Genomic DNA, 13,859 nt, shown 5'->3' with positions numbered 1-13,859 from the left:
TTAATCTCTCAATTCGTTACTTAGATTGGTCTTCAAGCTTTGGATCGATATTAATGGTTTCGATCGTTAAATTGTGATTGGTGAAGACACAAATGTCGGCCGCGATGTTTAGACTTTTCTCAACGATGTCTTGCGCGCTGAGCTCAGTATTGTCTAGCAGTGCGCGAGCGGCTGCTTCGGCGAAGTTGCCGCCAGAGCCAATCGCTAGGGCGCCGTGCTGAGGTTCGACCACATCGCCGTTACCTGTGATGATTAGGGTGCTGTCTTTGTTGGCCACGATCAACATGGCTTCGAGTCGGCGTAGTGCTTTGTCAGAACGCCAATCTTTAGCGAGATCAACAGCTGCTCGGACGAGGTGACCTTGGTGTTTCTCAAGTTGGCCTTCAAAGCGCTCAAATAAAGTGAATGCGTCAGCCGTGCCCCCAGCAAACCCTGCGATCACTTCGCCACGGTATAGACGACGCACCTTACGGGCATTGCCCTTCATTACGGTGTTGCCTAGGGAAACTTGTCCATCGCCACCAACGACGACTTGATTGTCTTTGCGTACGGTTAGAATCGTAGTCATGATTTACTCCACATTCGATTACTTATCAAAATGGGGGTAAGCGTGAGGATTTCAAGCACCCAACCAGAAAGGTTGAGTGCTTTAATATTTATTACTCGTTTGGCACTTTATAGGTGTAGGAGTTGAGCCCCATGCGTGCCAGTTTGTCCTGCGCACGGCTTTCTGCGGAGCGCGTTGTAAACGGACCGACCGTTACACGATACCAAGTTCCGCCATCTTTACTTTCACTGGCTTTAATATGTGCTTCAAGGCCTGACAGGATCAGTTTGGCACGCAAACGATCTGCGTCCGCACTAGAACGGAAAGACGCTGCTTGAATCATGTAGCTGAAGTTTTCTTCTTCACGAGGCTGGTACTCGTAAGCGTCCACATGGCTGGTGTCCACTTCGCTGTCTTGCAGCAGTTGGTAAAACTCGAAGGTTTCTCGTTTGGCTGGTGCTTCTGGCGCCTTGTTGTCTATTTTAGCCGGGGTCTTCGGCGCCGCTGGTTCGACTTTCACTGGTGTAGCAGTTTTGATCGGGGCGGTGTTGGCTTGGTTGGTTTCAACCGCGGCCAATTTTACCAAGACAAACACAAAACCAATGACTAGTAGAGGAACGACTAACCAAAGCCACCAAGGTACAGAGCGCTTCGGTGGCGGTGTTGGCGCTTTGCGGGTCGCGCCTTTTCGTGGACGGCTAGTTTTGGTTGCTAAGAGCATCAAATCAAACATGTGAGTTAGGGTTTCGAATAAAGTGCGCACATTATGCGCAGTGCGTTAAAAAGTTTCCAGCGGATCGACGTCGATCGCGAAGCGAATTTTATGATTTTTCGTATTTTGCTCAAGCCATTGGCTTGCTAAGGCAACAATTCGGTGAAGATTTCCCCGTTGTGGACTTTTTAGGCTGAGTAGCGCGCGATGTTGGCCGGCTTTACGCACGATAATCGCAGCATAGGGGCCAACGATCTGCATTTCCTCTGACAAATGAACGGACATTTGGTTGCGCAGCTGCATCAATAAGCTCATGGCTTGTTGCTCTTGTTGCGACTCCGCACGGATCACGACTTGATGATAAAACGGTGGCAGTGCTAATTGTTGGCGTTCACGCAGGCCGCTCATGGCGAGCGCTTCATAGCCTTGCACACACAAGCACTCGATGGCACTGTGATCAGGATGATAAGTTTGCAGCAACACATGACCTCGTTTAGAGCTACGTCCCGCCCGCCCGGCGACTTGAGTAATTAATTGCGCGGTGCGCTCCATGCCACGAAAATCGGATGAGAACAGACCTACGTCTGCATCCATAATCACCACTAGGGTGACGTTAGGGAAATGATGGCCTTTAGCGAGCATTTGTGTGCCCACCAAAATGGCTTGATCGTGCTCGTGAATCTTCTGGGTAATCTGTGTTAGCGCAGTTTTGCGTTGCGTGCTGTCTCGGTCGATACGCAATACGGGCGTGTGCTTGAAGTATTGATTTAAAACGCCTTCGATCTGCTCTGTGCCTTCGCCGACAGTGAACAACTCGGTACTGTGGCACTCAGGACAGGTATGCAACAGAGCTTTGTGACTGTCGCAATGGTGACAGTGCAGTTTGTTGGCTCGTTTATGTACGGTCAGATTCACATCGCAATGATCACAGGCGGCGATCCAACCGCATTGGTGACACATTAAAGTAGGGGCGTAACCGCGACGGTTTAGAAAGACGAGCACTTGTTCTTTGCGCTCAAGGGTTTGACGCATGCGCTCTAGGGTGTGTTCGCTAAAACCTTGTTTCAGGCTTTGGCCGCGCAAGTCGACCCGCTCCATTTGTGGCAGTTGAGCGTCGCCCGCTCGTTGTCGCAGTTTGAGCCAGTGATAGCGCTTTTGCAGCGCATTGGCCATGCTTTCATAGGAAGGCGTCGCTGAGGCTAATAGCACCGGTATGTGTAAACCTTGGGCGCGTTTAATGGCTAAGTCGCGGGCATGATAACGGAAGCCTTCATGCTGCTTGTAGGAGGCGTCATGCTCTTCATCGATGATGATTAACCCCAAGCGTGTTGCCGGTACAAATACGGAGGACCGAGTGCCGATGATGATATTGGCTTGCCCATGTTCAATCATCAACCAAGCATCCAAGCGCTCACGGTCGGTCATATTGGAATGCATCAAGACAATGTCAGTATTGAAGCGACTTTCGAAGCGACGCAGGGTTTGCGGTGTTAGGCCGATTTCCGGCACCATCACTAGAATTTGCTTGTCATCTTTCAGTAAGGCTTCGATAGCACGCAGGAACACCTCGGTTTTACCGCTGCCAGTAATGCCATCAAGTAAGGCTACACCAAATTCATTACGCATGGCCAAAATGGCGTGGGTGGCGGCGGCTTGCTCAGGGTTAAGCGTCGGCGGTACTTGCTTTTGATGGGCGTGAGTTTCCACCGATTTGATGAAACTGCGCTGTTCGCTACGTACTAAGCCTTTCTTTTCTAATCCCTTGGCTGCCGCGCTAGTGAGTTCAAAAACTGTCAGCAAGTGGGGGCTTAGGCCATGTTCTGCATGTTGCTTTAGGGCGTCTAGAAAGGCTTTTTGTTGCTTGGCGTTTTTCAACGATTCAATATCTGTCGTCTTACCTTGCTCGGTTAGAAACCACCAAGTTTCTGTGCGAAAATCGGCTGTTTCGCCTTTACGCAAACTGGTTGGCAATGCGTGGAAAAATACTTCGCCAATCGGGTGATGGTAGTAGCGTGCCGCCCAAGCGCACAGGTCAAACAGCTCTTGAGAGATAATTGGGCTGTCATCAAGCAGGGCGGTAATGGGTTTAATCTGGGTATCTGGGTAGTCGCTGCTAACACTGGTTTCAATCACGAGACCAATGCTGTGACGATCGCCCTTACCAAAGGGCACTTTGACGCGCATGCCGGGGCGAATGTGATGCCGATAGGCCAAAGCTTTAGGGATTTTATAGTCAAATGTGGCTCGGAGCGGCACATTTAGTGCAACTTTGACATACGGGTCTTGGGTAAGAAGCGTGTCGACCATAAAAGACTAATACCTTGATTTACCAGCAAAAAGATTTTACACAACGGATTATCTAGTAAGTGTACGTGAGTCTGGATGGAAAATGTGAACTTTTCGCGGCTTTTCAAGCAGGGAAATTATCGTAAAAGGGCTTGCCGAATGGCGCTTTGACGCCTAAAATACGCGGCTCTTGGTACCACTGTACAATTGATGTACAACGAATCGTGCGGTGCTTAGCGACGTTAATTAATGACTAAGTGGCGGCACACCAAACCTTAAGGTAAAAAACGATGAAAAAAGATATCCACCCAAATTACTCAGCTGTTTCTGCAACTTGTACTTGTGGCAACACTCTGTCTCTAAACTCAACACTAGGTAACGACCTGCACATCGACGTATGCAGCAACTGCCACCCATTCTACACTGGTCAACAGAAAATGGTTGATACAGGTGGTCGTGTTGATCGCTTCAACAAGCGTTTCGGAGCTCGTCGTTCTACTAAGTAATTGGTGGATGGCACGTATGCTGATTCAAAAAAAGCGCCAAGCTCTCTTGGCGCTTTTTTTATGCCTGTCGTCTTCAAGCTACGGGCAGTGTCTTGCACAGGGAGATTTGCAAGTCGCACAGGTGCAGCGTATTGTTGACGGCGATACGTTGCACTTAAGTGATGGCCGTAAAGTGCGTTTAGTTGGTGTCAATACACCAGAATTAGACCACGAAAATGGTCGTCACGAAGCCTTTGCTTTAGAAGCAAAGCAACGTCTCTCTTCTCTTGCGGGAGATCAAGTTTACTGGCAAAGCGCGCAGGAAAGCGAAGACCGCTATGGCCGTAAGCTGTATTATTTATTTACGAAAGATCGAGAGTCGATAGCAAGTCAGTTACTATCTGATGGATTAGGCTATCGTATTGCTGTGCCGCCCAATATTCGTTATCAGGATTGTTTTGCAAAATCCGAGCAAATTGCCCGGGAGGCGAAACGTGGGCTATGGCAACATCCAACCCAATGGCAGCCACAAGCTGGCTTTGCGGTTGCACGATCCAAACTTACGTCAATCACACACAATCGTGGTGGTTGGTGGCTGGAAACTTCACAGGATCTAGTGATCAACATTCCCCGATACGCTGAACATTACTGGTCCGAAAAAGATATCTATTTTCTGCAAGGTAAATCAGTCGAAGCTCGTGGTTGGCAGTATCAACGCAAGAATCATCGTAAAGATCGATTTAAATCTGTCGTTTTAACGGTGAAACATCCTCAAGACTTACGTAGAATTGAGTCGTCGGATTAAACACCGACAAACTAACATAATTATATAAGGAGCTTCTTCTAGACCGATGTCATCTGCATCACTAGGCTAGAAAGAAGCCCACTGCTGCAAAGCAAACGAACAACACTACTAATTTAGACGGAATAACAAAAATGGCAGAAGATCTAAAACAAGCGGCGCTTGAGTACCATGAGAAACCAGTACCAGGCAAACTTAGCATCACTATCAGCAAGCCAACCGCAACATCACGCGACCTATCTTTGGCCTACAGCCCTGGCGTAGCAGAGCCTTGCCGTGAAATCGCCAAAGATCCAGAAGCAGCTTACCGTTACACTGGCAAAGGTAACCTAGTCGCCGTTATTTCTGATGGTACAGCGGTACTTGGCCTAGGCAACATCGGTCCATTGGCATCTAAGCCTGTTATGGAAGGTAAAGGGGTATTATTCAAGCGCTTCGCTGGTGTGAACTCTGTAGACGTTGAAGTTGAAGCAGAAAGCCCAGAAGCCTTCATTGATACTGTAGCGCGTATTGCTAACACTTACGGCGGTATCAACCTAGAAGACATCAAAGCACCTGAGTGTTTTGAAATCGAACGTCAGTTGATTGAACGTTGTTCAATCCCTGTTTTCCACGATGATCAACACGGTACTGCGATCGTAACCGCAGCAGGCCTGTTAAACGCACTAGAGCTTCAAGGCAAAGCGATCGAAGACGCGAAAATCGTTTGTCTAGGTGCGGGTGCTGCAGCAACAGCTTGTATGAACCTAATCATTGCGTGTGGTGCAAAGCGTGAGAACATCTTCGTGCTAGACCGTAATGGCGTGATCCACTCTGGCCGTAATGATCTAAACGAATACAAAGCAACGTTTGCGATTGATACCGATGCTCGCAACCTTGATGATGCTATCGATGGCGCTGACGTATTTATCGGCGTTTCTGGTCCAGATCTACTAACGGTAGATCAATTGAACAAAATGGCGGCTAACCCGATTGTCTTCGCTTGTTCTAACCCTGATCCAGAAATTAACCCTGAAGCGGCACTGGCAGCACGTTCGGATCTAATCATGGCAACAGGCCGTTCTGATTACCCGAATCAGGTGAACAACGTACTTGGCTTCCCATTCATTTTCCGTGGTGCATTGGACGTTCGTGCCACCAAAATCAATGAAGAAATGAAAGTCGCAGCAGTACATGCTCTGAAAGACTTGGCAAAAGAGCCAGTTCCACAAGACGTGATCAATGCGTACGGCGGTGCAGCGTTGGAGTTTGGTAAAGAGTATATTTTGCCAAAACCAATGGATGCGCGACTACTGACCAATGTATCGGCAGCAGTAGCGAAAGCGGCGGTTGATTCTGGCGTTGCGTCTCTACCATACCCAGACTTCTACCCACTGACTGACTTTTCTCGTTTCGAAGCTTAATACGCAAACAACGAGACAGTTTCTAGCAAAAGGCGATGTGCGTTTGGCACATCGCCTTTTTTTGTGCACTACTTTACGTAGGAGTAGTGAATGTCTGTATATAGCAAAGTACTGTGATCAGGCTGTAAAGCTATTAGACCGTCTATTTTAACATTCGGTAATCTGGCGAGATTAACCAAATAATAGGAGAGAGACGATGCAAAACACACTGTTTGTGATATTGGCCACTTTGGTGCTATCTGGGTGTTCAGTGCACCGTGTAGCAGGTGAAATCGGTGGCGTTGATGTAGAGGCGAGCCGCAGTGGCGACCATGATTATCAGCGCAAGCATGATTACGATGGTGACGAGCGAGGCTTCTGCCCTCCAGGGCAAGCAAAAAAAGGTAATTGCCGCTAGCCTATCTATCTGTTGTCCAGACCAAAAAAAACCAGACCGAAGTCTGGTTTTTTCATTTTACCAAGTCTATGACTTAGTTAGGCATATCGTTTTCCATTGCTTCACGAGAAGAGAAGGAAACTGTTGTCGCACGACGGTTTAGCTGACGGTTCGCTTTAGTGTCGTTGCTTACTACTGGGTACATTTCACCGTAACCCACAGTGTCTAGACGGCTAGCATCTACACCGAAGTCTTCAACCAGTAGTTTTGCTACTGCTTTAGCACGTTTCTCAGATAGCTCTTTGTTGTACTCTTGCGCGCCAGTTGAATCTGCAAAACCGCGGATCTGAGCCACTTGATCTGGGTGAGCTGCTAAGTGGTCAGCGATGCTTTGTAGATCAGAGAATTCTGATTGAGCAACGTGTGCAGAATCGAAGCCGAAGTGGATGTCGTACGGCAGTACCGTTTTAACTGGCTCTGGCTCAACCACTGGCTCTGGTTCAACTACAGGTGCAGGCGCTGCTGCGACAACAACAGGTGCTGGCTCAGCTTTCTTCTTACCAAAAGTGTACTGTAGGCCTAGTGTTGCAACTTGATCTAGGTGATCTGCTTCTAGGTCATCGATCAGACGGTAGTCAGCACGTAGAGCTGTGTTATCGCTTAGAGCGAATTTCAAACCACCACCTACGTTAAGTTGAGTGTTGCCATCACCGTGTAGGTTGTTGCTGTATTCCGTTGTACCCAAACCAGCGGCTAGGTAAGGTGTTACGCTAGATTCACTGAAGAAGCTGTATAGACCATCAAGACGGTACTGGTCAGCGTCGATGTCTTGGCCGTTGCTAAGTTCGCTGTCTAGATTTAGGTAAGTGAACTCAATTGCCCATGGGCTGTTGAATTGGTAGCCAAGACCTAAACCCAATGCGCGATCGTCATCTAGATCACGGTTGTTATCCGGCGCAGAGTAACCAATCATTGGTGTCAGAGTGAAACCTGCTACTGGCTGATCCGCTTGAGCGACTGTCGCTACGGCAGATGCTGCAAGGATACTACTAAGAACCGCTGTTTTCTTAAAAATGTTAGACATGTCTCTCTCCTTAGGGGAATGTCACTTGGTGATAACTTAAGTGTACATTAATTTTTTAAAATTAGACTGCGATATAAAAGTGCAAGTAGTGTCTACTTTGTGCGGTATTTAGCGCCTATTGACACAAAACTGACACTAATAACCCTCTTTACACAATCTGAAGTCAGTAGCTTGTTAAAATGCTTGAAAAAACAAGAGCGCAATTACATGACTTTTGCACAACTCTCTTTCGAGCATAGGTCAAAAGAGAGTTAATGGACAAAATGTGTAGGCTTTATCGTAGGTTTGCGATGGACTGAAGCATCATGAGAAAGGCATTAATTGAAGCAATCGACGCTGATTCGTGCATGGTATGGTAACCCGTGGTTGGAATTTGTAGTGTTGTACCATCTACTAGACCATTAGACGCAGCGATAATACGACCCAATTCCGTGCTACCTAACGAGTTGGGTGCTTGGCCTGTGGCAACCAATTTTGCGTTCTCCGCTTCTACATAGCGGTTTTTGTAAAGGTAGCTAAAGCCGATCTCTTCACAAAGCTGTTGTAGCAAAGCCGTACTCTCTTCATTAAAAGAGGCGTTCGCATCTTTCTCACGCAATACCAAAAGTTGCTGATTAGCGCTTTCAATATCAGGGAATGGACTGGTATCTACTACGAACAAGCGGTTGGTCGTGCCACCGAAACGACGGAACCATTCCAATAAGTAACGCCAACTTTTACCCGCTTCTTCTTGGGCGGTAAAAAACGCCGTCCCTTTAAAACCGAGGCTAAACAAATGTACTAAAGACGCGGCCGAGAGTACGTTATCTAATTGGCCTTCGAGACGATCGCCATTTTTCGCTAAGGTATCTTCAAAGGCGACCGGTGTTCCAGCTACCACGCCTTCTAGACCTTCTACTTCAAAGATCAAGTTATTACGAAACTCACAAATGTAGCCGTTGCGGATCATGCCTTTACCACGGTAAATACCAGACCAAGGCTCATAGGCGTAGACGCGTTCTTGGTTAAAACGTTCTGTCACCTTAGTCATCAGCTGCTCTGAGACGGAGTTGTTTAATAAATCGGTCCGGTTGGCTGACACAAAGGCGGCGTATTGAAACTCATTTGGGCCAGTGCAGACCAAGCCATGGCGATCGATGTGTGCCGAAAACATGGTGCTAAAAGGGTCGCTGCCCTGAGCCACTAAGACACCTTCATACCAGGTCACATTAGCGCCGCGCTCTTCCAACTCACGTTGTAATACACGAAAAAAAGAATGCTCAGCACCCACCACAGAAGGGGCACGAATCAGGCGTTTTAGTAGATCAATAAACTCTTCGTTTAGCACGCAGCGACATCCTCAAATAACTACATAAGAAAACTCGATCATAGGAGGTTTTCTCAATAATAAAAGCGATTTGTTGGACATATTGAGAATAATTAAATGCAATAACACGGCAAAAAGCCGTGCTATTGATATAAGGAAGGGGAGGTTAGTACGATTAACGGAATAATCGCGGTTTAAGCGTTTTAGTCCACAGCGGGGTTTGTGTGAACAGTGCTAATACGATCGCAGCAAATAGCACACAGGAAAGTGGGCTGCTAAACAGATTCGCGAAAAACTGTCCCATATCTCCTCGCTCGGAGAGGATTGCTCGACGCCAGTTTTCATCCATTAGCTTACTTAAGATCACGCCCAAAATAACTGGTCCGACAGGGTAGTTATACAGACGCATAAAGTATCCTAGAATGCCAAACGCGAGCATCCACCAGATATCGATCACCGAGTTATTGATAGCGTAGGCTCCAACCACCGACAGCAGCATGATCAATGGAATCATCACCCCTTTTGGGCATTCCACTAGTTTTGAGAAAATGCGAATACCGGTTAAGCCAAAAATTAACACGAAGATATTTGCCAGCGTCAGGTTGCCGACGGTAAACCAGAACATATGCGGCTGCTCGACTAGCAGTAACGGCCCAGGGTTTAAACCATGAATAAACAGCGCGCCAATAAACACGGCGGTCACAGCATCTCCAGGGATACCGAGTGTTAGCATGGGAATGAAGGCTCCACCGACCGCAGCGTTATTGGCCGCTTCCGGCGCAATCAAGCCTTCTTTTGCTCCATGGCCAAAGGGGACGTCTGGTTTCTTAGTCGAGCGTTTAGCTTGATCGTAAGCCATCAGAGCAGCGATATCGCCCCCTGTGCCTGGCAGAGCACCGATGATCACCCCAATGAATGAAGATTGCAGACTCAAGGGAAAGTATTTTCGGATGTCCGCCCAAGGCGGAATGATGCGAGTGATCTTCTGCTTGATGATGGCCTTGTCTAGATGATGCAACTGATGCAATGCCTCAGACACCCCAAACAAGCCGATCATGGCCGCAATGACATTGATACCATCCCAAAGTTCGATCACACCAAAAGTAAAGCGCTCTTCTGCTGTTAACGGGTCAAGTCCCACTGTGCCGACTAACACCCCCAGTGCGCCAGCAAACAAACCTTTAGCTAAGCTGCCGGAAGATAAAGAGCCCACTAAGGTTAAGCCGAGGATTGCTAACAGCAAGTAATCACGCGGTTGGAAGGTAATGGCGAACTCACTAATAGTGGGTGCCGCTAGCGCTAAGACAATAATGCCAACAAAGCCACCAATTACTGACATCACTGTCGATAAACCGATGGCTTCGCCAGCGAGTCCTTTTTTCGCTAGTGGGTAGCCGTCCAGGGCCGTGGCAATGGCGGAGGGCGCGCCGGGAATGTTAAGTAGGATCGCAGTGCGGGAGCCCCCGTAAACGCCGCCCATAAAAATACCGACCATTAAACACAGAGCATTATTCACATCCCATGAAAAGGTGAACGAGATCAAAATCGACACCGCCATGGTCACCGAAAGTCCCGGAATAGCGCCGACATAAATACCCAAGAATGTCCCTAATGCAGTTAACGCTAACAGCTCAGGAGATAACCAAGAGAGAGCAAAGTAATTCAAGGCTTCCATCAAGCATCCTCCCACAAACGACTAACCACGGCCAAAATTTCACGTTCAGGCACTACGCCTTCTGGCAGTACAATTTGGAAAATCAAACGAAAGATGATGTAAATGATCGCCAAGCTGATCACGGCAAGTCCTAATGACCACAATGCTGAGCGCTGGGATAAGGTTCGCAACGTGATAAATAAAAACAGCAGTGAGGCAATAATGAAGCCTAATTGCTCTAGCAACACCGCATAAATGATGACCATAGCCATCATAAAGCCTACCACCATTGGTAAGCAGTGATAAAAAAAACGCCCTCCCTCGACAGGAGGCTGCTTGAGTGTTTGAGTAAAGGCAATGCAGGCGCTGATTACCATCATCGCGCTGGCGCCCATGGGAACCGCGCCAGGAGAACTAAGGTCACTAAAACCAGAGATAAGGTAAGCGCGCCATAACAAGAAGATGCTGAAAACGACCAGTAGAAAACTAAACAGCCTTTCGCCGGGGTAGCGAGTGGTCTGGCTAGACATGGGGTTTCTCCGTTAAATAAGGCGCGCTAGTCTTGAGCCTAGCGCGCCTGTGGCAAGGTAATCGATTTGATTATGGGCGCGGAATGTTGAACTCTTCAGGAGAGTGTTTTGCAAAGCCTGCATCGTGCACTAACCAAGAGGAAACTGAGCGGTAGTTATCCAAAAAGTCCACCGCAGGTTGACCAGAAAGGTTCATAATGCCGTAACCACGAGTTTCCATTAGGGCTTTGAAATCTTCTGCTTCAGCACCCGTAGCAAAGGCTTCGGTTAGTTTAGCTACCGCATCGTCTGGCGTGCCTTGTTTTACGAACACACCAAAGAACGGGCCGTAAGGTAAGTATTTTTCAAGGCTAGGTAAGGTCTCTGTAATCGGAGCTACTTCAGGTAATACGGCGTTTTGCTGGTTGTCGACTAAGGTAATCGCTTTCATGCGGCCAGCTTTAATGTGTTGGACAGCTGCACCCAGTACCGCAGGCATCACATCAATTGCGCCCCCCTGAAGAGCGGTCAGAGCTGGGCCGTCACCGTTGTAAGGAACCGTGGTAACGTCTAAATCCACTTCAGACTCGATCATCGCCATCACAATAGAGGCTAGACCGCCTTGGCCAGTTGATCCCACTTTTACCGTGCCAGGATTGGCCTTAATGTAGTCAATCATTTCCTGCATGGTATTAAACGGAGCGTCATTTTGCGCCACCAACATAGGAATACCACGTGCCATCACGTTAATCGGGATCATGTCGCTGTAGTCAATATCAGCTAGGCCCAGCACCTTGTACATTTGCGGGTTTTCGGCCCCCATCAATAGCGTGTAGCCATCGGCTTTTTTAGCATTCACAAACTTGGTTGCAATCGCGCCGACACCTCCAGGACGGTTAGTCAGGATGATATCAGCACCGAGTACTTTTTCTGCATGAGGCGCGACAGAACGCATGACGGTATCGGTAGAGCCGCCAGCCCCCCACTGGATGATGCCTTGGATATCTTTATTAGGGTAATCAGCCATCGCCATGGAAGAAAGGGCTAAGCCTGCAAAGGCACTTAGGATGAGTTTTTTCATGATTGCTCCGAACCGCTGTGTGTTGATATGGGGGCCGCTGAACACGGTCTATCTATAAAAAAGTGACACAATTATAAGTTCATTTATTCATATATCCAGTGTTAGGTAGGATGAAGTTACTTTTGCTTAGATATGATATTGATAATGGTTCTTATAATTGTTATTTTCTCCTTAAATTAGGGTTTTCTAATGCGATTGATAATGTCAACTATCTTAACTTGAAGGGGTATAACAATGAAAAAAAGCCTACTTGCGATGATCGTCGCTGCTGGTGCGATGCAGGCAGGGGCCACATCTTACGAATTTGATGTGACCTTAAAAGGCTACCAAGGTGAGGCAACGTCATCCGTTTCTTATTCGGGGCAAATCGCTCGCCATGCGCTACATAACTCCTTGAAGAAAATGGTGAGCCAAGGTGATGAAGCGGCCATGCTGCAATATCTGTCTGGCACGGAAGAGGGGCGTAAGCTGTTAGACCCAGTAAGCAAGGATGGTTTTGCCATCAAGCAGTCTAGTATCGATGAATTGTCCAAAGGCAAAGATCTGCTCTCAAGCGCCTACGACGGTGTCATCACTGGCTGGCCAGGCAACCCAACAGGTCAAGAACTGCTAAAGCAATTGGTGGAATTGGCCGCAGACAGCAAGCAAGGCTATGACCCTGTAAACGGTTATGACTACGTTCAACTAGTGTCTAAGTTTGCCATGGGGGCAGTGTTCTACAACAAAGCGGTCAACCACTATCTAGAAGAGAAACTAGAAGCGGATCAGCACCCAAACAATGAAGCCTACAAAGAGGGTGTACCGTACACAGGCAAAGAGCACGTGTGGGATGAAGCCTTTGGCTACTTCGGTGCGCCTGCTCACGGTTTGGAATTGACCGCAGAAGAAGTGGTACAAATTACTAAGCAAAACCCAGAATACTTCGCTAAGGCCGATGCCAATGGCGATGGCGTGGTCGACCTGAAGTCTGAAATGGCCTTTGCGCACGCTTACTATGCGGCAAGCATTGATGCCAGTGCGGGCACCAATTACTTCCACACCATCATGCAAGCGTTTGTCGATGGCCGTCAGTTAATTGCGGATGCCAAGGGCGAGCGTCTTACTGATGAGCAACGCACTGAGCTAAAAGGCTACGCAGCAACGATTGCGACGGCTTGGCAGCAAGTGATCGCTGAGGCAGCATTCAAATACGCTGGCAGTGTTTACTCTGACCTAGAGAAAATTGCTGCAGTTGAGGAAGCTCACGGCGACGTGAGCAAGTCATTCCGTAACTACGTGAAACACTGGGGTGAGCTAAAAGGCTTCGCTTTGGCGTTGGAAGCGGCCGGTCGAGACCTAGGCAAAGCGCAAGCAAACCTTGATCGTCTAATCGGCTTTAGTCCAGTATTGTTCGGCGATGCTCAGGTTGTGGCACAAAATGGTAAAGGTGAGTTTGTCCAAGCGTCTGCAGGCAGCATGCAAGAATACAAGCTAAACATGCTAAAAGTGCAGAACTTATTGGCGCAGCAGTTTGAATTGAAAGCCAAATTAGAAGATAAAACCGGCGGTATGAGCGATGTGCTAAAGCAGATCGATGCCGCAGGTAAGAGCGCTGAAAACGATTAATACGCTCCG

The 13,859-nt window shown here is 48.1% G+C and carries 13 protein-coding genes; 5 read left to right on the top strand and 8 right to left on the bottom strand.

Annotated elements, in window-relative coordinates:
- Positions 1–16 precede the first annotated feature (16 nt).
- The 3 genes from hslV to ASC49_RS14935 all read right to left on the bottom strand — a co-directional run bounded on the left by hslV (position 17) and on the right by ASC49_RS14935 (position 3,566).
- The gene (gene hslV, locus ASC49_RS14945) at positions 17–568 is read right to left on the bottom strand and encodes an ATP-dependent protease subunit HslV (RefSeq protein ID WP_055464055.1); all 552 of its coding nucleotides are present in this window, start codon (positions 566–568) and stop codon (positions 17–19) included.
- 91 nt (positions 569–659) lie between these two features.
- On the bottom strand, positions 660–1,310 hold the full coding sequence (locus ASC49_RS14940; protein ID WP_245624737.1) for an SPOR domain-containing protein: 651 nt from the start codon (positions 1,308–1,310) through the stop codon (positions 660–662).
- Positions 1,311–1,325: 15 nt separating this feature from the next.
- Entirely contained in the window at positions 1,326–3,566 is a 2,241-nt protein-coding gene (locus ASC49_RS14935) for a primosomal protein N' (protein ID WP_055464053.1), read from the bottom strand.
- 269 nt (positions 3,567–3,835) lie between these two features.
- On the opposite strand from ASC49_RS14935, the gene rpmE reads away from it, so the two are divergent.
- The 4 genes from rpmE to ASC49_RS14915 all read left to right on the top strand — a co-directional run bounded on the left by rpmE (position 3,836) and on the right by ASC49_RS14915 (position 6,632).
- A complete protein-coding gene (gene rpmE / locus ASC49_RS14930) occupies positions 3,836–4,051 on the top strand; it encodes a 50S ribosomal protein L31 (RefSeq protein ID WP_055464052.1) in 216 nt (71 codons plus the stop codon).
- 16 nt (positions 4,052–4,067) lie between these two features.
- The gene (locus tag ASC49_RS14925; protein WP_055464100.1) at positions 4,068–4,835 is read left to right on the top strand and encodes a thermonuclease family protein; all 768 of its coding nucleotides are present in this window, start codon (positions 4,068–4,070) and stop codon (positions 4,833–4,835) included.
- Between the two features lie 131 nt (positions 4,836–4,966).
- Complete coding sequence (locus tag ASC49_RS14920) at positions 4,967–6,235, top strand: malic enzyme-like NAD(P)-binding protein (RefSeq protein ID WP_055464051.1); 1,269 nt, start codon at positions 4,967–4,969, stop codon at positions 6,233–6,235.
- Between the two features lie 196 nt (positions 6,236–6,431).
- Entirely contained in the window at positions 6,432–6,632 is a 201-nt protein-coding gene (locus ASC49_RS14915) for a membrane lipoprotein lipid attachment site-containing protein (RefSeq protein WP_055464050.1), read from the top strand.
- Between the two features lie 73 nt (positions 6,633–6,705).
- On the opposite strand, the gene ASC49_RS14910 is transcribed toward ASC49_RS14915, so the two are convergent.
- The 5 genes from ASC49_RS14910 to ASC49_RS14890 form a co-directional block, all read right to left on the bottom strand.
- Positions 6,706–7,695 carry an OmpA family protein gene (locus tag ASC49_RS14910; protein ID WP_055464049.1) on the bottom strand — a complete coding sequence of 330 codons (990 nt, stop codon included), beginning with the start codon at positions 7,693–7,695 and terminating at the stop codon, positions 6,706–6,708.
- Between the two features lie 274 nt (positions 7,696–7,969).
- Entirely contained in the window at positions 7,970–9,022 is a 1,053-nt protein-coding gene (locus tag ASC49_RS14905) for a hypothetical protein (RefSeq protein WP_055464048.1), read from the bottom strand.
- A 154-nt stretch (positions 9,023–9,176) separates the two neighbouring features.
- Positions 9,177–10,676: a tripartite tricarboxylate transporter permease gene (locus ASC49_RS14900; protein ID WP_055464047.1), complete on the bottom strand. Its 1,500-nt coding sequence runs from the start codon at positions 10,674–10,676 to the stop codon at positions 9,177–9,179.
- Positions 10,676–11,185 (bottom strand): tripartite tricarboxylate transporter TctB family protein, encoded by a 510-nt coding sequence (locus tag ASC49_RS14895; RefSeq protein WP_055464046.1) that lies wholly within the window; start codon positions 11,183–11,185, stop codon positions 10,676–10,678. Before ASC49_RS14895 ends, ASC49_RS14900 begins: the two co-directional genes overlap by 1 nt.
- Before the next feature lie 70 nt (positions 11,186–11,255).
- Positions 11,256–12,245, bottom strand: coding sequence for a tripartite tricarboxylate transporter substrate binding protein (locus tag ASC49_RS14890; protein ID WP_055464045.1), 990 nt, complete (start codon positions 12,243–12,245; stop codon positions 11,256–11,258).
- A 234-nt stretch (positions 12,246–12,479) separates the two neighbouring features.
- Here ASC49_RS14890 and ASC49_RS14885 point away from each other — a divergent pair, with 234 nt between their 5' ends.
- Complete coding sequence (locus ASC49_RS14885; protein ID WP_055464044.1) at positions 12,480–13,850, top strand: DUF4856 domain-containing protein; 1,371 nt, start codon at positions 12,480–12,482, stop codon at positions 13,848–13,850.
- The last annotated feature ends 9 nt before the right edge of the window (positions 13,851–13,859 follow it).

Source organism: Marinomonas fungiae, from assembly GCF_001418205.1.
Classification (GTDB): domain Bacteria; phylum Pseudomonadota; class Gammaproteobacteria; order Pseudomonadales; family Marinomonadaceae; genus Marinomonas; species Marinomonas fungiae.
The sequence above is the reverse complement of the archived record's forward strand: the minus strand, read 5'-3'. Positions and strand labels throughout refer to the sequence as shown.